General features: G+C 54.8%; 15 protein-coding genes. 14 read left to right on the top strand and 1 reads right to left on the bottom strand.

The window, feature by feature from the left end; genetic code table 11:
• Nucleotides 1-3: 3 nt before the first annotated feature.
• From ACTHPM_RS10555 to ACTHPM_RS10505, 11 genes are all read left to right on the top strand, one after another.
• Nucleotides 4-1,554 (top strand): TCP-1/cpn60 chaperonin family protein, encoded by a 1,551-nt coding sequence (locus ACTHPM_RS10555; RefSeq protein WP_440395117.1) that lies wholly within the window; start codon nt 4-6, stop codon nt 1,552-1,554.
• Nucleotides 1,555-1,620: 66 nt separating this feature from the next.
• Nucleotides 1,621-2,220: a nucleotide exchange factor GrpE gene (gene grpE / locus ACTHPM_RS10550; protein WP_440395116.1), complete on the top strand. Its 600-nt coding sequence runs from the start codon at nt 1,621-1,623 to the stop codon at nt 2,218-2,220.
• Nucleotides 2,221-2,277: 57 nt separating this feature from the next.
• A complete protein-coding gene (gene dnaK, locus ACTHPM_RS10545; protein WP_440395115.1) occupies nt 2,278-4,125 on the top strand; it encodes a molecular chaperone DnaK in 1,848 nt (615 codons plus the stop codon).
• A 113-nt stretch (nt 4,126-4,238) separates the two neighbouring features.
• Entirely contained in the window at nt 4,239-5,360 is a 1,122-nt protein-coding gene (gene dnaJ / locus ACTHPM_RS10540) for a molecular chaperone DnaJ (RefSeq protein WP_440395114.1), read from the top strand.
• Nucleotides 5,361-5,571: 211 nt separating this feature from the next.
• Nucleotides 5,572-5,940: a hypothetical protein gene (locus ACTHPM_RS10535; RefSeq protein ID WP_440395113.1), complete on the top strand. Its 369-nt coding sequence runs from the start codon at nt 5,572-5,574 to the stop codon at nt 5,938-5,940.
• A 57-nt stretch (nt 5,941-5,997) separates the two neighbouring features.
• Nucleotides 5,998-6,198, top strand: a complete 201-nt coding sequence (locus ACTHPM_RS10530) for a YfhD family protein (RefSeq protein ID WP_440395112.1) — start codon at nt 5,998-6,000, stop codon at nt 6,196-6,198.
• Between the two features lie 199 nt (nt 6,199-6,397).
• Nucleotides 6,398-7,369, top strand: a complete 972-nt coding sequence (prmA, locus tag ACTHPM_RS10525) for a 50S ribosomal protein L11 methyltransferase (protein ID WP_440395111.1) — start codon at nt 6,398-6,400, stop codon at nt 7,367-7,369.
• A complete protein-coding gene (locus tag ACTHPM_RS10520) occupies nt 7,369-8,049 on the top strand; it encodes a site-2 protease family protein (protein WP_440395110.1) in 681 nt (226 codons plus the stop codon). Before prmA ends, ACTHPM_RS10520 begins: the two co-directional genes overlap by 1 nt.
• Before the next feature lie 96 nt (nt 8,050-8,145).
• Nucleotides 8,146-8,910 (top strand): 16S rRNA (uracil(1498)-N(3))-methyltransferase, encoded by a 765-nt coding sequence (locus ACTHPM_RS10515; protein WP_440395109.1) that lies wholly within the window; start codon nt 8,146-8,148, stop codon nt 8,908-8,910.
• Nucleotides 8,911-8,912: 2 nt separating this feature from the next.
• The gene (gene mtaB, locus ACTHPM_RS10510) at nt 8,913-10,253 is read left to right on the top strand and encodes a tRNA (N(6)-L-threonylcarbamoyladenosine(37)-C(2))-methylthiotransferase MtaB (RefSeq protein ID WP_440395107.1); all 1,341 of its coding nucleotides are present in this window, start codon (nt 8,913-8,915) and stop codon (nt 10,251-10,253) included.
• Nucleotides 10,254-10,431: 178 nt separating this feature from the next.
• Nucleotides 10,432-10,866, top strand: coding sequence for an NUDIX hydrolase (locus ACTHPM_RS10505; RefSeq protein ID WP_440395410.1), 435 nt, complete (start codon nt 10,432-10,434; stop codon nt 10,864-10,866).
• A gap of 15 nt (nt 10,867-10,881) precedes the next feature.
• On the opposite strand, the gene ACTHPM_RS10500 is transcribed toward ACTHPM_RS10505, so the two are convergent.
• Nucleotides 10,882-11,853: a Na/Pi cotransporter family protein gene (locus ACTHPM_RS10500; RefSeq protein WP_440395106.1), complete on the bottom strand. Its 972-nt coding sequence runs from the start codon at nt 11,851-11,853 to the stop codon at nt 10,882-10,884.
• Nucleotides 11,854-12,031: 178 nt separating this feature from the next.
• On the opposite strand from ACTHPM_RS10500, the gene ACTHPM_RS10495 reads away from it, so the two are divergent.
• From ACTHPM_RS10495 to addA, 3 genes are all read left to right on the top strand, one after another.
• A complete protein-coding gene (locus ACTHPM_RS10495; RefSeq protein WP_440395409.1) occupies nt 12,032-13,405 on the top strand; it encodes a class I SAM-dependent rRNA methyltransferase in 1,374 nt (457 codons plus the stop codon).
• Nucleotides 13,406-13,662: 257 nt separating this feature from the next.
• Nucleotides 13,663-17,175, top strand: coding sequence for a helicase-exonuclease AddAB subunit AddB (gene addB / locus ACTHPM_RS10490; protein ID WP_440395104.1), 3,513 nt, complete (start codon nt 13,663-13,665; stop codon nt 17,173-17,175).
• Nucleotides 17,169-21,239: a helicase-exonuclease AddAB subunit AddA gene (gene addA / locus ACTHPM_RS10485; RefSeq protein ID WP_440395408.1), complete on the top strand. Its 4,071-nt coding sequence runs from the start codon at nt 17,169-17,171 to the stop codon at nt 21,237-21,239. Before addB ends, addA begins: the two co-directional genes overlap by 7 nt.
• The last annotated feature ends 35 nt before the right edge of the window (nt 21,240-21,274 follow it).

The raw sequence follows: 21,274 nt of genomic DNA, 5'->3' as shown, positions 1-21,274 counted from the left end.
CGGATGAGTCAAGGTCAACCGCCGGTGCGTGAAGGCGAAGAACGGTACGCGGCGCTGCTGAACAACAGCAATGCTGTCCGGGCCATCACCTCGGCTGTCGAAGGGACGCTGGGTCCGAAAGGACTCGATGTGATGCTGGTAGGAGACCGCGGCGAAGTGATTATTACGAACGACGGGGTCACGATTCTGGATAAAATGGATGTCAGCCATCCGGCAGCCAGGCTGCTGATTCAGGTGGCCCGTTCCCAGCAGCAGAAGGTGGGAGACGGGACAACCACGGCAACCGTGCTTGCGGGCGCGCTTGTCCAGGAAGGCGTATCCCAGATCGTCCGCGGAGTGCCCGCGTCCAAAGTTGTTGCAGGCATGCAGCAGGGCGTTCGAATGGCCTGCGATTCCTTGAGGGAGAGGGCCAGGGATATTCAAGACCTGGACGATCCGCTGCTCGCCAAAGCCGCTTACGTGGCCGGACGGGAACGGGAGGATATTGTCGCTCTCGTGATGGAGGCTGCCTCCATTATCGGCCTTCATAAGCTGAAGGATCCGTCTTATTTGCTGGCAGAGGCGGTTACCGCCCATGAAAAAGGAAACAATGAAGTGTTTGAAGGGCTTTTGCTCAAGCAAACGCCTTTGTATCCGCAAGATGCGCCCCGCCTGGCGGACACACGCATTCTGATTTTGCATGATGCGCTGGAGCCGGAAAGCCTTGACGAGGAAGTGCTGACAACGGAAGCCGGCTTTGCCCGTTACATGGAGCTGCGGGAACGGTTTGCCCGTGATTTGCAGGGACTGGCGGAGCTTGGCGTTGGTCTGATCCTGCTCGAAAAAGGGATTCATCCCGATGCAGAGCAATTCTGCATGGATCATGATATGATGGTGATTCCGCGCATAAGCCGGAAGGACCTCGCTCGCGTCAGCTCGATGACCGGTGCCGTGCCGCTGCGGCGGACGGCGTTACATAAGGAGCGGGATTCGCTCAGGAGACTGCTCGGGTTCTCCCCGCAGGCTTACTATGACGAGGCCTTGGAGCGCGTGCGGATTCGCAGCGGCGCCCCCAAAGACGACGCTTTCGTCACGCTGATCGTTGGAGCCAGCACGGCGGAGGTGGTCGGCGAATCGGCGCGGATCGCCGCGGATGCGGCTTCAGCGCTTCAGGCTGCTGCTGCCGGAGGAATTCTTCCCGGCGGAGGCACTGCCGAGCTGGCGGTTTCGTATGAATTGGAGCGAAAACGCGAGGCTGTGAAAGGGATGGAGGCATTTGGCATCGCAGCCGTCGCCGCGGCCCTGCGCAAGCCCATGTCCCAGATCCTTCTGAATGCCGGTTACAATCCGCTGGAGAAGATGGAAGAAGCGCGTGCAGCCCAGCTCGCAGAAGATTGCGACGATATGGGCGTGGATTGCGACTCCGGCCTGGTGATCCATTATGAGGAGAAGGGCATCGTCGATCCCGCACTTGTGAAAATACACGGTCTGCAGACAGCCGGTGAGGTTGCTGCAGCCGTACTGCGCATTCATAATGTGATTAAGATGAAGAGCCCGCATGCCTATGAAGAATGAACAGGTTCAGGAAGCGCAGAGTTTGCCTAAGAACGATATAGAGCATATTAAGGAGGTGAAGACATCTTGAAAGAAAACCAGGATTTTCAAGAACAGGAACAAGAATTGAACGACAACCGCGAAGAAGCGGGTGTGGAAAATGATAACGTGAATGCTCAAACGGATGCTTCTTCGGAAGAAGAGGGCAACGTGGAGGTATTGGATACGGTACATTTGCAAAGCGAGGTTCAGCGTCTGCAGACGCTTGCCGACGACTATCAGCAGCGTGCACTGCGCACGCAAGCGGATTTTGATAATTTCCGCAAACGGACCCAGAAGGAAAAAGAGGATTTTGCGAAATATGCCTCTTCCAAGCTGATTACGGAGCTGATCCCCATCTTTGATAACTTCGACCGTGCGATTACCGCAGCAGGCGAAATCGCGGAGAATGATTCCTTCGCCAAAGGCGTAGGCATGATCTTCCGTCAGCTCGAAGGCGTGCTGAAAGCCGAAGGGCTTGAGACGATGGATACGGTGGGACAGCCGTTTAATCCGGAATTCCATCAAGCGATCATGCAGGTGGAGAGCGACGAGCATGAAGAAGGCATCGTAGTGGAAGAAGTGCAAAAAGGCTACATGCTCAAAGACAGAGTGTTACGCCCGGCAATGGTTAAAGTCAGCATGTAATTCATGGCTGTTTAAATATATGAACCTATTCATTTATTCTGAAGGAGGAAATATCACATGAGTAAAGTTATCGGTATTGACCTTGGAACCACCAACTCCTGCGTAGCCGTAATGGAAGGCGGCGAAGCTGTCGTTATTCCAAATCCGGAAGGCGCCCGCACAACCCCTTCGGTTGTAGGCTTCAAAAAGGATGGAGAACGCATCGTCGGCGAAACAGCAAAACGCCAGGCGATCACGAACCCGGACCGCACCATTCATTCCATTAAACGCCATATGGGTACAAACCATAAAGAAACGATTGAAGGAAAAGATTATACGCCGCAAGAAATTTCGGCCATGATTCTGCAAAAGCTGAAATCCGACGCAGAAGCGTATCTCGGACAACCGGTATCCCAAGCGGTTATCACCGTACCGGCTTACTTCAACGACAGCCAGCGCCAAGCAACCAAGGATGCCGGTAAAATCGCGGGCCTTGAAGTGCTGCGTATCGTTAACGAGCCAACTGCCGCAGCGCTGGCATACGGCCTTGAAAAATCCGAAGACCAAACGATCCTGGTCTATGACCTGGGCGGCGGTACCTTCGACGTTTCGATCCTCGAACTCGGCGACGGCTTCTTCGAAGTAAAAGCTACCAGCGGTGACAATCATCTGGGCGGCGACGATTTCGACCAAGTTATCATTGATTACCTCGTGAACGAATTCAAAAAAGAACAAGGCATCGACCTGAGCAAAGATAAAGCAGCTGTTCAGCGTTTGAAGGATGCGGCAGAAAAAGCGAAGAAAGAACTGTCCGGCGTTCTGACGACAACCATCTCCCTGCCGTTTATCACGGTTGTGGATGGCGTGCCTCAGCACTTGGAGGTTAACCTGACCCGTGCCAAATTCGAAGAAATTTCCGCTGATCTGGTAGAGCGTACGCTCGGACCAACCCGTCAAGCGCTTAGCGATGCAGGCATGACGGCGAGCGATATCGATAAAATCGTTCTGGTCGGCGGATCCACGCGGATTCCTGCCGTACAGGAAGCGATCAAGAAGCTGACAGGCAAAGAGCCTCACAAAGGCGTTAACCCGGACGAAGTCGTTGCCCTCGGCGCAGCGGTGCAAGCCGGCGTACTGACAGGCGACGTGAAAGACGTGGTTCTGCTGGACGTGACTCCGCTGTCCCTCGGTATCGAAACCGCTGGCGGCGTGTTCACGAAAATGATCGAGCGCAACACCACGATCCCAACCAGCAAATCGCAAATCTTCTCCACGTATGCCGACAATCAGCCAAGCGTTGAGATTCACGTGCTGCAAGGCGAACGCCAAATGGCAGCCGGCAACAAAACGCTCGGACGCTTCATGCTCGGAGACATTCCTCCAGCACCACGCGGCGTACCGCAAATCGAAGTTACCTTTGACATCGATGCGAACGGAATCGTAAACGTATCGGCGACAGACAAAGGTACGAACAAAACACAAAAAATCACGATCACTTCTTCCAGCGGCCTCAGCGATGACGAAGTGGAACGCATGATGAAGGATGCCGAGGCTCACGCCGAGGAAGACCGCAAGCGTAAAGATCTGGTTGAAGCGAAAAACAATGCCGACCAGCTCGTGTACTCCACAGACAAAACCATCAAAGATCTTGGAGACAAGGTGGATGCAGGTGAAGTCGAAAAAGCGAATGCGGCCAAAGAGAAAGTGAAAGCAGCCCTCGAAACCGACGATTTGGAGCAAATCCAAAAAGCGACCGAAGAACTGACTGAAATCGTACAGCAGCTGTCCGTCAAATTGTATGAGCAAGCGGCTCAGGCTCAGCAAGGTGCCGAAGGCGCTCCAGGCGGCCAGGAAGGCGCAGCGAAGAAAGACAACGTCGTTGATGCGGACTATGAGGTTGTTGACGAGGACAAAAATCAAGGTTAACCTATAGAAAGTTATGTTCAGGAAGGGAAGGTCAAAGCCGGGGCATCCCAGGTGCTTTGGCTTTCCTTTTTCCATGAGCGGCATATTCTTAAGGAAACGACGGGGGTGGAAGAGTGGCTGATAAGCGTGATTACTATGAAGTGCTTGGCGTAGGCAAAGACGCTTCCGACGAGGATATTAAAAAGGCGTACCGCAAGCTGGCACGGCAGTATCATCCGGACGTGAACAAAGCAGCTGACGCGGAGACCAAGTTTAAAGAAGTCAAGGAAGCTTATGACGTGCTCAGCGACGGGCAGAAGCGCTCCACTTATGACCAATACGGACACATCGATCCGAACCAGGGCATGGGGGGAGGTTTCCAGGGCGGCGACTTCGGCGGCTTTGGAGATATTTTCGACATGTTCTTCGGCGGCGGAGGCGGACGGCGCGATCCGAATGCACCGCAGCGGGGAAATGATCTTCAATATACGATGACCATCGAATTTAAGGAAGCTGTATTCGGCAAGGAAACGGATATTACGATTCCGCGCACGGAAAACTGCGACACCTGCCACGGTTCCGGCGCCAAGCCGGGAACGAAGCCGCAGACATGTTCCGTATGTCACGGTTCCGGTCAGCAGGAAGTGGTTCAGAATACGCCGTTCGGCCGCATGGTGAACCGCAGGAGCTGTTCGAACTGTAACGGCACGGGCCAAATCATCAAGGACAAATGCGGCACTTGCGGCGGCAGCGGCAAGGTGAAGAAGCAGCGTAAAATCCATGTCAAGATCCCTGCCGGCGTGGATGACGGAGCTCAGCTTCGCATGACAGGTGAGGGTGAAGGCGGCCTTCGCGGCGGTCCTTCAGGCGATTTATACATCGTGATCCGCGTTAAAGCGCATGATTTCTTTGAGCGCGAAGGTGACGACATCTACTGCGAGATCCCGCTGACCTTTGCACAGGCAGCCCTCGGGGATGAGATCGAAATTCCCACGCTCACGGAAAAAGTAAAGCTGAAAATTCCGGCAGGCACGCAGACCGGAACGTATTTCCGCCTGAAAGGCAAAGGCGTTCCACGCCTGCGCGGAATCGGACAGGGCGATCAGCACGTGAAGGTCGTCATCGTGACGCCTAGCAAGCTGAGCGACGAGCAGAAGGACCTGCTGCGTCAGTTTGCTTCCCTGGACGGCGAACAGACGCACGAGCATGAGCAGTCCTTTTTCGACCGGATGAAGCGCGCTTTCCGCGGCGACTGATCCGTCGATATGAATTTTGTTGCAGAAACCGGTCCCTCAGGGACCGGTTTTTTTGACATACATAGATCAAGTAAGCCGAAATGCAAGCAAATGCAAATGTTGCTAATTCCTCGAATAGGCGAATATTCATGAGGTCTTGGGCAGAATCTAACGACAGGCAGCGGCATGCCTGAACATGCAACAAGACTACCGATACAAGCAGGTGAATGCGTTGAGTGAAAAAAACATTCTTGCCTATTTTAAAAGCCCGGAGGAAGCCGAGAGCGCGGCCAAAAAGCTGCAGGCTTTGCGGGTCGTGGATATGTCGATCGACCGTTTCAGCCGGTATCCGGGAACGGAAATGTACGGCGCAAGCCCCTTTGTAGGCGATATGGTCAGCTTGTCTGCATCAACCTACGGCACCTCTTTCACCGGCGAATCTTCGTCCATCCTGGCGGCTGCCGATCCATCTGCCAGCGGGATGAGCGACGGCGGACAAGGCGGGCCTACGGGCAGGGATATTCTGCTGACCATCGTGGTGGAGGAAGAATCCTTTGACCGCGCGATGAAAATTGTTGAAGATGCGGGCGGCATGGCATAACGGAGCCGTGTGCCGATTTCAGAAAGCGCGGAACAAATTCGAAAGAGGGTGCAGGAGATGGCTAGCAAGGATAAAAAGGGCCGCATCATGAGCAAGACGGAAAAGACCATCAAACTGATGTCCATGAAAAACGAGGACGTGGAATTTTCGGGAGCATTGGCGGACCACGACGATGTGGAAGCGCTCCGCCGGAGCGAAGCAGCAGATGACCGTCAGCTGCGCCAGATGAACGATGACAGCTGGAACATACAAGAATAGAAACAGCCATTCTGGCGGTTCAGCCAAATCCGCGGCAGCCTTTCCTGCCGCGGGTTTTTGTGCTTATAAAAGCACTCGGTTTCCTCACCATTCGTATTGCAGATGGAAAAAGGTTATTTTACTTAAAATTTTGTACTCGGCTGCCCATGTATAGTACAATGAATCCTATGCACGATGTTGAGGAGGAAGATGAAAAACGATGTTATGGCATGAAATTACGATACATACGACCGAGGAAGCCGTGGAGATGATTTCCAATTTCCTTCATGAGGCTGGTGCGGGCGGCGTTTCCATCGAGGAATCTGGCACGTTGAACAAGGAGCGCGACACTTCATACGGCCAGTGGTATGAGCTGCCGCTGAACGATATACCTGAAGGGCAGGCCGAGATTAAGGGATACTTTTCCGAAGAATCTCCCGTAGAGGACATTCTGGAGGGAGTGAAGCATAGAATCGAAGAGCTGCGGACATTCGATATTGATCCGGGCGAGGTTCGTTACGAATTCAAGACGGTCAACGAGGATGAATGGGCAACGGCCTGGAAGCAGTATTTCAAGCCGCTGCGCGTATCGGAGCGCCTGACGATCAAGCCGACCTGGGAAGACTATACGCCTGAGCTTGAGACAGAGAAAATTATCGAGCTCGATCCGGGCATGGCGTTCGGAACGGGAACGCATCCGACGACGGCGCTTTGCTTGCGTACGCTGGAGCAGGTCATCAAGGGCGGCGAAGAAATCATCGACGTGGGTACGGGTTCAGGCATTCTGGCCATTGGCGGCGTTCTGCTTGGAGCGAAGCATGTGCTGGCGCTAGATCTGGATCCTGTGGCGGTTTCCAGTGCCCGCGAGAATGCGGCCCTCAATCAAATGAACGAGCAGATTACCGTAAAGGAAAGCGATCTGCTGGGCCTTTTGAACGGCAGCGGCGAAGACAATCTGGGAATTACCCTTCCAGTGAATATCATCGTGGCCAACATTCTGGCCGAAATCATTTTGCTGTTCATCGACGATGTATACCAGGCTTTGGAACCTGGCGGCGTCTACATTGCTTCAGGCATTTATAAAAATAAAGTAGAAATCGTACAGCAGGCACTTGAGGATTCCGGTTTTGACATAGAGGATGTATGCCGTGATGAGGACTGGGTCGCATTTGTAGCTAGAAAGAGGTCGTAATGGAGTTTTTGAACAGAATACTCAGCGTACCGCTGGAGCAGCTTCCCTTTTATCTGCTCGTGCTTGTCATTGCTTTTACGGTGCATGAATTTTCGCATGCTTATTTTGCCAATAAATTTGGTGACCCGACGGCAAAGCTGCTGGGACGCGTCACGTTAAACCCGGCTGTCCATTTTGATCTGCTCGGGATCATCCTGCTCCTGATTGCAGGCTTTGGCTGGGCCAGACCCGTCCCGGTCAACCGCGATAACTTCAAAAACCCAAGGCTGATGGGCGTCGTCGTCTCTGCGGCCGGGCCGCTGAGCAACTTTATTCTGGCCATTATCGGAACGTTTATTTTCGCGGCACTCATGGCTACCGGAACGCTTGCGTCGATCACGAACGAAAAGCTTTTACAAGCGATCCTGATGTTTTTCCAGCTGTTCGGCATGATGAACTTTTTCCTGTTTCTGTTTAACTTGATTCCGCTCCCGCCCCTGGACGGATACCGGATCGTGGAGGACCTTGTTCCCCGCCCGGTACGTGCCAAGCTGCAGCAGGTGGAGCAGTGGTCGGTGCTCATTTTTCTGCTGATTCTGTTTATACCGACCCTCCAAAACTACACGATACGGCCGCTCTACGTCTTGGCCACGGATTTGTATTATCATTTCCTGGGAGTTTTTGTGCATATTATGTCCTGATAAAGGGCTATAACAAGGATAAACATGTACTGGTCACATCCGGTGCAAATGTTGTATGATGTAGCTTGTGATTTTTAAAATAGGAAGTTGATGAGTATGCAGCGATATTTCGTATCGCCCGAGCAGTTCAAAGAGAATACGGTCGACATTTCCGGTGAGGATGCGCGTCATATTTCGAAGGTGATGCGAGGCAAGAGCGGGGATAAGCTGATTGTCAGCGATGGGCTGTCCCGGGAAGCGCTGGTGGAAATTACAGCCATCGAGTCCGGCGTGGTGACCACGTCTGTTCTGGAGCACCTGGAAATGACGCATGAGCCCGCCGTGAAGGTGACGGTTGCCCAAAGCTTGCCGAAAGGCGACAAAATGGAAACCGTGATCCAGAAATGCACCGAAATCGGCGCGGTTTCTTTCGTGCCTTTTATGTCCGAGCGGACCATTGTTCAGTATGATGCCAAGAAGGAAAGCAAACGGCTGGAACGCTGGAACAAAATATCCAAAGAAGCGGCAGAGCAAAGCCACCGGAATATCGTTCCGGAAGTTGCGTCTCCGCTCACCTGGAAGCAGCTCATGGCTACGGTCAAAAGCTATGATGCCGTTTATTTTTGCTACGAAAAAGAAGAAGGACTGCAGCTGCGCGATGCGCTGCGGCCATTCATGCAAGCTTTGCCGACAGACCATGCGCCGAGCGTTCTGCTCCTCGTGGGTCCCGAAGGCGGATTCAGTGATGAAGAATGCCGGCAGGCAGAGGAAGCTGGAGCCGCGAGCGTCGGGCTCGGCAGGCGGATTCTGCGCTGCGAGACAGCGGGAATGGTTGCCCTTGCTTGCATACTTTATGAATCCGGAGAAATGGGGGGAGTTTGAAAATGCCATCCGTTGCATTTTATACGTTAGGCTGTAAAGTCAATTTTTACGATACCGAAGCCATCTGGCAGCTGTTCAAAAAAGAAGGTTATGAGCAGGTGGATTTTGAACAGACCGCAGATGTGTATCTGATTAATACATGTACGGTTACGAATACAGGGGACAAGAAGAGCCGGCAGATCATCCGCCGTGCCGTTCGCCGCAACCCGGAAGCGATCATCGCCGTGACAGGCTGCTATGCGCAGACCTCTCCGGCGGAGATTATGGACATTCCCGGGGTGGATCTGGTGATCGGTAACCAGGACCGCGACAAGATTCTGCCTTTCGTGAATGAAATCCGCGAGAAACGCGAGCCGATCAACGCCGTACGGAACATCATGAAAAACCGCGTTTTTGAGGAAATGGATGTACCGGACTTTGCGGACCGCACACGTGCATTCCTGAAAATTCAGGACGGATGCAACAATTTCTGCACCTTCTGCATCATTCCTTGGTCCCGCGGACTGTCCCGCAGCCGGGATCAGAAAAGCATCGTGACACAGGCTCATCAGCTGGTTGAAGCCGGATATAAAGAAATCGTGCTGACGGGTATCCATACCGGAGGGTACGGGGACGACCTCGAGAACTACCGTTTATCGGATCTCCTCTGGGATTTGGACAAGGTGGACGGGCTCGAACGCATCCGGATCAGCTCCATCGAAGCCAGCCAGATCGATGAGAAGATGCTGGACGTGCTGAACCGTTCTTCCAAAATGTGCCGCCATCTGCATATTCCGCTGCAGGCGGGAGATGACACCGTACTGAAGCGGATGCGCCGTAAGTATACAACCGAGGAATTTTACGGAAAAATGCAGCTGATTCGCCAGGCCATGCCCGATGTGGGCATTACGACGGACGTCATTGTCGGCTTCCCAGGGGAAACCGATGAAATGTTCCGGAACGGCTATGAGCTGATGAAGGCGATCAATTTCTCCGAAATGCACGTGTTCCCTTATTCGCAGCGGAACGGCACGCCGGCTTCGCGGATGCAGGATCAGATCGACGAGGAGATCAAGCATGCGCGCGTGCGCGAGCTGATCAGCCTGTCCGAGCAGATGCAGCTGGCCTATGCCGAGAAATTTGTCGGCCAGGTGCTGGACGTCATTCCGGAAGGGACGTCGAAGGGAACGCATGGCCCAGGCAAAATGCATGGCTTCAGCGACAACTATCTGCAGCTTATTTTCGACGGTTCTGAAGACCTTCAAGGCAAGCTGTGCCGCGTGAAAGTAACCAAGGCAGGCGTTCATGAATGCGAAGGGCAGCTTGTACGCGTTCTGGACGAAGCGAAGGGTGCCGCGGTTTAAACCATAGAAGCAGCCGTTTTTCCAAGAAGATGCCTGGGAGAATGGGTAAATAACTTATAGAGATGCTCCGTTCAGCCGGCTCTGCCGGGGACAGCAGCATTGAACAAACAAGGATTTCATTTCCATGCAAACAAGGAGGTGGAATCCTTGTTGCTACTTGGAGTCACAAGGAGGAATCATCATGACCAGAAAAGAGATATCCGCAGGAGGCGTCGTGTACCGAGCCGCAGGCGACCGGCTTGAAGTGCAGCTCATACAGGACCGGTACGGGAAAATATCACTTGCCAAAGGTAAGATGGAACCAGGTGAAACGGTGGAAGAAACAGCGCTTCGCGAGATCGAAGAAGAGACCGGAATCGTCGGGAAAATCGTGGCTCCGGTGGACGTGATCAAGTACAAATATATGAATCCGGTCCATGGGGAAGTCCATAAAGAGGTTCACTATTTCCTGGTGGAAGCCCGGGGCGGCACGCTGCGGCCGCAAATCGAGGAAATCAGCGGAGTGTCCTGGTATGATCCGATGGATGCCTGGCTGAAACAGGAGCAGGGCGGATATGACAATAATGACGTCATTGTCCGCAAGGCCCTGTCCCAACTGGGTATACTTGTATAACATGCTTGACAGGCATTACCCGATTCGAAGCTTCTTCCATATCGGCAGGTAGCAAAGCGGGAGCGCGATGACGGAGCAGATGATGTTGAACAGGGTCTGGGCGTGAGCAATTTGGGCTCCGCTGTCCGGGGATATGGCCGCGGCCATCCATTGCAGCTGCGGAATGAACGGCAAGAACAAGAGGGCGCCGCCGACATTTAACGCTACATGCGTCCAGGCAACGAACTTACCGGATGAAGTGCTGCCAATGGCGGCGATCAGCGCGGTCACGCAGGTGCCTACATTGGCGCCAAGCACGATACCGATGCCGATGCCGACGGGAAGCGTACCTGCTGCGGCAAGCGCGATGGCAAGGCCGATGACGGCAGCGCTGCTGTGCATCAGGGCGGTTAAGGCTGCTCCTGCAGCAACGCCCCACCATACATTATGGGTGGCTTGCTCGATGAACCAGCCGAATATGCCTGCATCCTCAAGAGCCGGGCTGATCATCTGCATCACCCGGATGCCAAGCATGACCATGGCAAAGCCGGCTGCGGCCAGAGCCATGAGCTGAACGGACCGAAACGGACGGGAACCTGTCCGGTTGGCCAAGAGCTTGTATTCGTCGGCTATGACCGCAATGATCCAGACCAGAATGGACATCCCAAGCAGGGGCAATGCAATCTGCCCGATCTGGAGTCCAATGAGTTCGGTCGTGATGCAGGTGCCGATATTGCTGCCGAGGATGATGCCCAGCGTACGTTCATAGGTGAGCAGACCTGCATTGACGAGCCCCATCGTCAGGACGGTTACGGCCGTACTGCTCTGCAGCACCGCCGTAATGCCCGTGCTGAACAGCAGCCCCTTGAGCGGCGAAGAGGTTGCTTTTTTCAGGAAAGCAGAAAGAAGTGGACCCGCCCAGCTGCCAAGAGCCGCCTCCATGACCTTCATGCCGGCCAGAAATATAACGAGTCCATAAATGACGGGGAAAATAATCGTGTTGAACATGAGCACGGATCTCCTTTGAAGAATTCTTGTCCATGAATTACGTATATGTCGCTGACAGGACAACCATGACTGCGGAGACGCGGGCAGGGCAACAACGATAGAAGAACTGGAAAATTGTCCATCACGTTTGAAATAGATTTTGAAGTAAAAGAAACCGCAAAGAGTAGGAGTGGACATGTTGACATCTGTCGTTCTTCAGAAAGGCCGCAGAAAGCGGCTGGAACAGGGTCATCCCTGGATTTATAAAAATGAAATTGAAAAGGTTGAAGGCAATCCCGAACCGGGAAGCCTTGTGCAGGTCCTGAACCACCAAGGACGCTATTTGGCAACGGGATACTACAATCCGGCCTCACAGATTACGGTGCGAGCGGTCTCCTACCGCGAAATCGAAACGATGGACAAGGCATTTTTCGCAGAACGCTTCCTTGGCTGCCTGAAGCACCGGGAGCGTTTCCTCAAGGAAGGGGATGCCTACCGTCTCGTCTACGGCGAAGCGGATTTCCTGCCGGGGCTCATCGTGGACCGGTTTGGCGACGTACTGGTCATCCAGCTGCTGACGCTGGGCATGGATGTGCGCCGCAAGGAAATTGTGGACGCGCTTGTCGAGGTAGTGAACCCGAAAGGCATCTATGAACGAAGCGATGTTTCGGTCCGCGAGCTGGAAGGACTGGAACAGATCAAAGGACCGGTGTACGGGGAATGCCCGAGGTACGTCACGGTGACGGAGAATGGCCTCCTGGTCCGCGTGGACATTGAGGAAGGACAGAAGACGGGATACTTCTTCGACCAAAGGGAAAATCGGGCTTCCATCGAACCGCTGATGACGGGCTGGGGGGAACGGAGTGGCATCCGATTGCAGGAAGTCGAAGAGGAAGGGCAGACTGCAGAGCGTCCCGTCAACAAAAGCGGGAAGGTTGTCACGTTCCCATACTGGGACGGCGCGACGGTGCTGGAGTGCTTTTCCCATACAGGAAGTTTCACCCTTCATGCATGCAAATACGGCGCCAAGAAGGTAACCTGCCTCGACATATCGCAGCATGCGATCGACAGTGCAAGGGAGAACGTTGAACTGAATGGCTTTGGAGACCGGGTGGAGTTCGTGGTGGATGACGCTTTCCAGTATTTGCGGTCGCAGGTGAAGGGCTTGGAGGAAAGACAGAAGCGTGCCGTCAGCAGTACGGACAAGGTGGACACTTCGCAGAAAATGACCGCCGGCGGCGGCAGAACATGGGACGTGGTCATTTTGGATCCGCCAGCCTTCGCCAAAACCAAAAGCGCTGTAAAGGGAGCCTGCCGGGGATACAAGGATATTAACCTTCACGGCATGAAGCTCGTTAACGAGGGCGGATACCTGGTAACGGCAAGCTGCTCATATCATATGCGTCCGGATCTGTTTCTGGAGACCATCCAGGAAGCGGCCGCGGACGCCGGCAAAATACTGCGTTTAGTCGAATGGCGGGCCGCAGGCAAGGATCATCCGCAAATTCTTGGCGTCGATGAAGGGCATTACCTGAAATTCGCCATCTTCGAAGTGAGAAGCCGCAACTTTTAAATAAATGCAGCAGGGGCATGGAATATATCATTCCATGCCTTCTTTTTGCATGCAGCCAATGATTCCCTAGCCGCGGACCAAATTAATAGTGCTAGAATAGTAGGATGTATACGCATCGGAGGAAGCTTGCCGCGATCAAACATATGTTCTATTCTTTGATCGGTATGATATAATTAGGATCATATGTTTTAGCTTTTTTTATACGAACGAAGCAATCATTGATTTTCATAGATGATATGGATCGAAGGAGGAGCAGCATGCCGGTTCATTTTGTGATTGGGCGCTCGGGGAGCGGCAAAACGACGAGCATTCTTGAGGAAGTAACGGCAAGACTGAAGTCTGCCCCACAGGGAAAAGCGATGATTCTGCTCGTACCAGAGCAGGGCTCCTTTCAAGCGGAGCATGCGCTGGTTACGACGGGAGGGATCAAAGGGAGCGTTCGGGCACAGGTGCTCAGCTTCCGCCGCCTGGCTTACCGGGTCATGCAGGAAACGGGGGGAGCTTCCCGCGTGGCCATCAGCGACGAAGGCAAGAAGATGCTTCTGTACAAAATTATTCAGCGGCGCAAGGACGAACTGAAGCTGTTTGGAGCGTCAGGCGAGCAGTTGGGCTTTGTCGGCCGTCTGGGCGACGTATACACAGAGATGAAGAGATACTGCATCGATTCATCGGCGATTGGACTCGTGCTGGAACAGTTGAAGGCAGCCTCCGCGGCTACGCCGATACTGCGCAGCAAACTTGAAGATTTGTTGACGGTTTACAAGGATTTCGAGAACGAAATGTCCCCGCTGTATATCGATGAGGAAGACAACCTGATCCGCTTGACCGAAGCGGTGAAGGATTCTTCCTATCTTGAGGGGGCGGATATCTGGATTGATGGATTTCACGGCTTCACCCCCCAGGAGCTTATGGTGGTCGGGCAGCTGATGGTTCACGCTGCCTCCGTGACGATTTCACTGACGCTGGACAAGCCCTATGACGGGTCCCGGATGCCTCATGAACTGGATCTGTTCCATCCGACCGCGACGACGTATGTCAAGCTGAGAGGCATGGCGGAAGAGCTGAATCTAGAGATAGACCATACGATCCTGTCTCCGCCTGTGCTGCCGCGTTTTGAGGAAAGTCCTGCGCTTGCGCATCTGGAACGGGGATATGACCGGAGGCTTCGTTATCGTCCTGCCGGGGGAGAGAATGAAGACGGCATTTCGATTCACGCCGCCTCGAGCCGCCGGGCCGAGGTGGAGGGGGCGCTGCGGGAAATGATACGTCTAGCCCGGGAAGAAGGCATCCGGTTTCGGGAAATGGCCGTTTTCACCCGCAACCTCGCCGACTACGAACACCTGGTGGTGCCGCTGTTTCAGGATTATGGCGTACCGTTGTTTCTGGATGAGAAACGAAGCGAGCTTCATCATCCGCTCGTCGAATTTATGAGGGCCGCGTTGGATGTTGTGCGGCGCTACTGGAGACATGAGGACGTGTTCCGCTGTGTGAAAAGCGATCTCCTGCTCCCGCTGGACGGATCATTGATGCGGGAGGATATGGACCGGCTTGAAAACTATGCGCTTGCAAGCGGCATACAAGGTTACCGCTGGACGGATGGACGTCCCTGGAAAGGCATCCCGAGCCTTTCTTTGGAGGAAGGCGGCACTCCGCAGCGGGATACGGCGGCAGCGCTGCTCGAGCTGATGGAGCGCTGCCGGGATGCCGTCGTCGGCCCGCTGTCGGCATTTGAAAAACGCATCAAACGAGCCAAGACTGCCCGTGACATGAGCACCGCGGTATTTGGGCTCCTTGAAGATGCAGGGATACCGCAGAAGCTGGACTCGTGGAACCGGGAGGCGCTGGAGAGCGGCCATCCGGAAGCGGCAAGAGAACACAGGCAGCTGTGGGGAGAGGTTCTGAATCTGCTGGATCAGATCGTCGAAATGATGGGACAGGAGAGAATGACGTTCGAATTGTTTGCAGGGATCCTGGAAACCGGCCTCAGCGAAATGAAGCTGGGTCTGGTTCCGCCTTCGCTCGATCAGGTGCTTGTCGGCACGATGGACCGGACGCGTACGACCGGGATCAAGCATGCCTTCTTACTTGGGGTCAATGACGGGGTTATCCCGGCGGTATATCAGGAGGACGGCATTATAACCGAGCAGGAGCGTACGGTGCTGGCGGATTCAGGCATGGAGCTGGCTCCGGGCATTTCGCGCAAGCTGTTGGATGAGCGGTTCCTGATCTATAATGCCCTGACTTCCGCCAGCCGGCATGTCTGGGTCAGTTACCCGTCCGCTGACGATGAGGGCAAGGAGCTCCTGCCTTCCGAGGTGGTGCGTCATTTGACCCGAATGTTCCCGGAACTAAGAGTTAAGCCGCTGTCCGCGTTGCCTGGAACAGACCAGGATGCGAGCGCGCATGAAATATTCATCGAACATCCCCGCCAAACGCTCAGCCACCTGATCGTGCAGTTGAGACGCTGGAGACAAGGGGGGAAGATTCCCGAGCTTTGGTGGCATGTGTATAACTGGTACCTGCAGGATCCGCAGTGGCGCGGTCCGCTGGATATGCTGCTTCGCTCTTTGTTTTACCGCAATGAGACGATGGCTCTCCAGGCAGACACGAGCCGGCGGCTGTACGGGAGCAAGGTGCGTACCAGCGTATCGAGAATGGAGCGATTCGTCGCATGCCCCTTCTCGCATTTTGCCTCTCACGGCTTGAAGCTCAAGGAACGTCAGCTATACCGGCTGAAGGCGCCGGATATCGGACAGCTATTCCATGCAGCGCTTAGCGAAATGGCGCTCAGGCTGAAGGAACAGAAGCGCAGCTGGGGAAGCCTGTCCGCGGAGGAGTGCCGCCGGGAGGCCGAGATGACGGTCGAACGCCTGGCACCGATGCTGCAGGGGGAAATTCTGCTCAGCTCCAAGCGGTACGGTTACATTTCTCGCAAGCTTAAAAATATCGTCGGAAGAGCATCCGTCATCCTTGGAGAACATGCACGACGCGGAAGCTTCGAGCCTGTTGGGCTGGAGCTGGATTTCGGGCCGGGCAAACCGCTGCCGCCGCTGACCTTTGAGCTGGAAAACGGTTCGGTGATGGAAATCGTCGGCCGGATCGACCGGGTGGATATGGCACAGGGAGAAGAAGGCCTTCTGCTGCGGGTTATCGATTACAAATCAGGGCATAAGGATCTGAGGCTGCATGAAGTGTATTACGGACTGGCCCTGCAGATGCTGACGTATTTGGACGTGCTGCTCACCTATTCGGAAGAGTGGCTCGGGAGCAGGGCGCTGCCGGCCGGAACGCTGTATTTTCATGTGCATGACCCGATTCTGCAGTCCGCGAACGGCATGACGATGGATCAGGCGGCGGAGGAGCTGCTGAAACGCTTCAAGATGAAGGGGCTGCTGATGGCCGACCGCGAGGTGGTTTCCAAAATGGATGCATCGCTGGACAAAGGGCATTCTTCCATTCTGCCTGTGGCGGTTAAATCGGACGGCAGCTTCTACAGCAGCGCCTCGGTGGCAAGTCCCGAGCAGTGGGATCACCTGCTGCACTCCGTTAGAAGCAGCATTGAAACGATCGGAACAAGAATTACCGAAGGGGATGTGCGGATCGAGCCGTACCGGATCCAGCAGGAGACCGCCTGCACGTTCTGTCCGTTCAAGGCGGTGTGCCAGTTCGACGAGAACGTCGAAGGCAATCACTATAACGCGCTCGTCAAACCGGATAAATCCCAGGTGTGGGAACTGCTGTCCAAGAGCAAAGGAGGAGAAACATCTTGAGCCTAATACCGAAACCAGAAGGCAGCAAATGGAGCGATGACCAGTGGAAGGCGATTTCCGTAACGGGGGATCACATTCTGGTTGCCGCCGCTGCCGGCTCGGGCAAGACGGCTGTTCTGGTGGAGCGGATCATTCGTAAAATCATTGATGCCGAGCAAGGCTTCAGCGTGGACCGGCTGCTGGTGGCCACCTTCACCAAGGCTGCCGCCGCGGAAATGCGGGACCGGATCCGGGAGGCGCTGGACCGTGAACTGGAAAAGGATCCTGAGAATGACCACCTGCGCCGCCAGCTCTCGCTCCTTGGACGGGCTTCGATTACGACGCTCCATTCCTTTTGTTTGGAGGTCATACGGCGTTATTACCAAATGATTCCGCTCGATCCGAATTTCCGGATTATTAACGAAAACGAAGCGGAGCTGCTGCGGCAGGAAATCCTGGAGGAGCTGTTCGAGGAGAAATACGGAGAGGAGAGCGAAGGGAGCGATTTTATCCGGCTGGTCGACTGGTTCAGCGGAGAACGCACGGATGACGCCATGCATGTACTGGTGCAAAAGCTGTATGACTTTTCGCGCAGCCATGCCTGGCCTGACGATTGGTTGAGAAGCACGGCGGGAGCCTTCGCTGTGCAGGATACGGAGAGTCTTGGCCAAACCGCCTGGGTGCAGAGCATTGTGCAGGATGCCCGCCTGGCCCTTGCGGGAGCAGAGGGGCTTCTTAAGCAGGCTCATGGCCTCGCGATGGCTCCGGGCGGTCCCGGCGCATACGTGGACAATTTGAATGCGGACCTCGAGATGATCCGCGGGCTTCGCGATGCCATGGAACACCGCTCCTGGGATGAGCTTTATGACGCGTTTCAGGGCATTTCCTTCAGCAAATTGAAAAGCGTGCGCAAGGACGAGACGGACCCGCAGCTGCAGGAACGCGTCAAGGAACTGCGCGAAGCGGTCAAAAAAACGGCTTCCGATCTGCGCGGAGCTCTATTCGGACGCACGGCTGAAACATTCCTGAAGGAACTGAATGAGGCGGCCCCGCTTATGAAGGAGCTGGCTGAACTTGTGATTCAGTTCGGCGAACGGTATGAGCTGGAGAAACGCAAGAGGGGGACCGTTGATTTCAGCGATTTGGAGCATTACTGCCTGCGAATTCTTCTTCACGCGGATTCGAAGCCGGATCATCCGATGCCTTCGGATGCGGCTATGGAGTATCAGGAGCAGTTTGACGAGGTTCTCCTTGATGAGTACCAGGATACCAACAGCGTCCAGGAAACGATCGTCAACTTGATTTCCAGGAATTTGCCCGGAAATCGGTTCATGGTAGGTGACGTCAAGCAGAGTATCTACCGTTTCCGTCTCGCGGAGCCTGGACTTTTCCTGGAGAAGTACCGGAGATATGAAGAAGGAGCCGGCAGCGGGATACGCATCGACCTGGCGCGTAATTTCCGCAGCCGGATGGAAGTGGTGAACGCGGTCAATGTCATTTTCCGGCAGATCATGAACGAAACGGTGGCTGAAATCAGCTACGATGAACGCGCCGAGCTGGTGTATGGGGCTTCGTTTCCGGATGCAGAGCAACCGGGAGAAGGTTCCCCTAATCCTTATACGCCGGAGCTTGTGCTGATCGACCGCGCGGGGAATGTCTCCGCGGCAGATGACGATTCGGACTCTGCCGACGGTGACGGCCTTTTGCAGGAGAGCGAGATCCAGGAGATGGAGACGGCGCAGCTCGAGGCCCGCGCAATCGCCAAGAAGATCCGGAGCATGATGGGGGACACCTCTTCCAGACCGCTGCTCGTTTTCGATAAGGACTCAAAAGAAATGCGGCCGGTTCGATACGGAGACATGGTCATCCTTCTGCGCTCTGCTTATATATGGGGACCTCTGATCATGGAGGAGCTGAAGCAGCTCGGCATTCCTGCCGATGGTGAGCAAAACCGGGGCTATTTTCAAGCGACTGAAGTGGAGATTATGCTGTCGCTTCTGCAGATCATAGATAACCCCCAGCAGGACATCCCGCTCGCAGGCGTTCTGCGCTCCCCGATCGTTGGGTTGACCGAAGAGGAGCTCGCACAAATCCGGTTAGTCCAAAATGGCTCGTTCTACGACGCGCTGATGGCGTCATGTCAGAACGGGACCGCTGCGGACCATGACGCGCTGAAGGAATTGAAGGCGGCTGAAGCCGAAGCCGCGGCGGCCGTGATCGATTTCACGACCCGGGAACAGGCGGATGTTTCGGGGAGCCTCCCGGTAAGGGATGCCTTACCGCCAATGGCTGCGGGCCCTGAAATCCCTCTGAAGCTGAAGCTTAAAATTTCTGATTTCATTAAGCAGCTGCACAGCTGGCGTGATGCATCCCGTCAGCAAAGCCTGGGAGACCTGATCTGGCGCGTTTACAGAGAGACGGGGTATCTGGACTGGGTAGGGGGATTGCCTGGCGGAGCCGACCGGCAGAGCAATCTAAAGGCGCTGTACGACAGAGCGGTCCAATTTGAGCAAACGACGGCCTCCAGGGGCCTGTTCCGCTTCCTGACGTTCATCTCCCGGCTGCGAGACCGCGGGGGAGATCTTGGCGGGGGAAGCGGCTCGGAACAAAGAGACAATGCCGTGCGGATCATGACGATTCACAAAAGCAAAGGGCTTGAATTTCCGGTCGTGTTCATTGCAGGCATGTCCAAAACCTTTAACCAGCAGGATTTGAATGCTTCATTCCTTATGCACAAGGAGCTGGGGTTCGGTCCCAAATTCGTGGATGAGGAGAAGCGGGTAAGCTTCCCTACGCTTCCGAACCTGGCGATTCGGCGCAGGTCGCAGCTTGAACTGCTTGCCGAAGAGATGAGGGTTCTTTATGTGGGACTGACGCGCCCCAAAGAGAAGCTGTACCTGATTGGAACGGTGAAAGACCTGAACAAGAAGGTATCGGCCTGGGCCCAAGCGCTCGAAGAGCCCGCATATATGCTCCCCGACTACCTGCTTGCCAGGGGGCGGAGCTATATCGATTGGGTCGGGCCTGCTTTGATTCGCCATCCTGGAGCTTCCAAACTGCGGGAAATGATGGATCTCGGCTCATCTGTATCGCCTGTCCTTTCCGCAGACCCTTCGGTATGGAACGTGTCCGTGCTGCATACGGACGAACTCTCCCTGGCTTCTCTAGGCGGCTGGGAGGAAGAGGAAGAATCGACGCCTGAAAGGAAAATCCGTCTTCAAGCCTTAACGAAACGGCAGTCCGTTGCGGCGGAGCCGGATACAATTCCTATCGATGGGGCCAGTATCGGAGCTCGGCTGAAATGGCAATATCCCTTTGACACCACGACAAGGCTGGCGGCCAAAACCTCCGTATCGGAGATGAAGAAGCTGCTTGCGCTGCAGGACCAGCCATCGGAGAACCTGGTGGAGGAGGAGCTGCTGCGGCGTGAAATCACCGATCGAACCCGGAATTCGGTGTCGATGACCTTGCCGCTGCAGCGTCCCAAGTTCATGGAGCAGAACGCACTGACACCTACGGAGCGAGGTACCGTGTACCACACCCTGATGCAGCATATCCCTCTGGGGCAGGGAAAGATCGATCAATCGGTGATCGAGGATACCGTTCACCGCCTTGTGGAGCGTGAGCTGCTGACCCGAGAGCAGGCTGAAATCATCCGGCCGGAGGAAGCGGCCCTGTTCTTTCGCAGCGAGGTGGGCGAGAAGCTGCAGGCGGCTGAATGGACGGCCCGGGAAATGCCATTTAGTTATGGATTGTCGGCTGAAGAAGCGCATCGTGGCTTGTTCAGCAGCCGCATGTACATGTCGGACGAGAATCCCGATTTGTTCGAATTGTCTGTACTAGAAGGGGAAACCGTGCTGGTTCAAGGCGTTGTCGATTGCCTGTTCCGGCTGGAGGGCAGGCTTGTCCTGGTCGATTACAAAACGGACAGGGTATTGATGAACCGCGGGGGGATTCCTGTTCTTGCGGAGCAATACCGATTCCAGCTTGACCTGTACGCGAAGGCGCTGAAGGATATTTTGCATGAGGACATCAGCGAGTGTTGGCTGTATTTCTTTGATGGTGGCCATGCTGTACGCTTGTAGAACCGATCGGGCGAGACATTGGCAATTTCATTTAT

The sequence above is a fragment of the Paenibacillus sp. SAFN-054 genome (assembly GCF_051966755.1).
Taxonomy (GTDB): Bacteria; Bacillota; Bacilli; order Paenibacillales; family Paenibacillaceae; genus Paenibacillus_AQ.
The sequence above is the reverse complement of the archived record's forward strand: the minus strand, read 5'-3'. Positions and strand labels throughout refer to the sequence as shown.

Coding starts and splice junctions, on each gene's coding strand:
- mtaB (WP_440395107.1), top strand. CDS start 8,913: ATGCCATCCGTTGCATTTTATACGTTAGGCTGTAAAGTCAATTTTTAC.
- dnaK (WP_440395115.1), top strand. CDS start 2,278: ATGAGTAAAGTTATCGGTATTGACCTTGGAACCACCAACTCCTGCGTA.
- prmA (WP_440395111.1), top strand. CDS start 6,398: ATGTTATGGCATGAAATTACGATACATACGACCGAGGAAGCCGTGGAG.
- ACTHPM_RS10530 (WP_440395112.1), top strand. CDS start 5,998: ATGGCTAGCAAGGATAAAAAGGGCCGCATCATGAGCAAGACGGAAAAG.
- ACTHPM_RS10500 (WP_440395106.1), bottom strand. CDS start 11,853: ATGTTCAACACGATTATTTTCCCCGTCATTTATGGACTCGTTATATTT.
- ACTHPM_RS10515 (WP_440395109.1), top strand. CDS start 8,146: ATGCAGCGATATTTCGTATCGCCCGAGCAGTTCAAAGAGAATACGGTC.
- ACTHPM_RS10520 (WP_440395110.1), top strand. CDS start 7,369: ATGGAGTTTTTGAACAGAATACTCAGCGTACCGCTGGAGCAGCTTCCC.
- addB (WP_440395104.1), top strand. CDS start 13,663: ATGCCGGTTCATTTTGTGATTGGGCGCTCGGGGAGCGGCAAAACGACG.
- ACTHPM_RS10555 (WP_440395117.1), top strand. CDS start 4: ATGAGTCAAGGTCAACCGCCGGTGCGTGAAGGCGAAGAACGGTACGCG.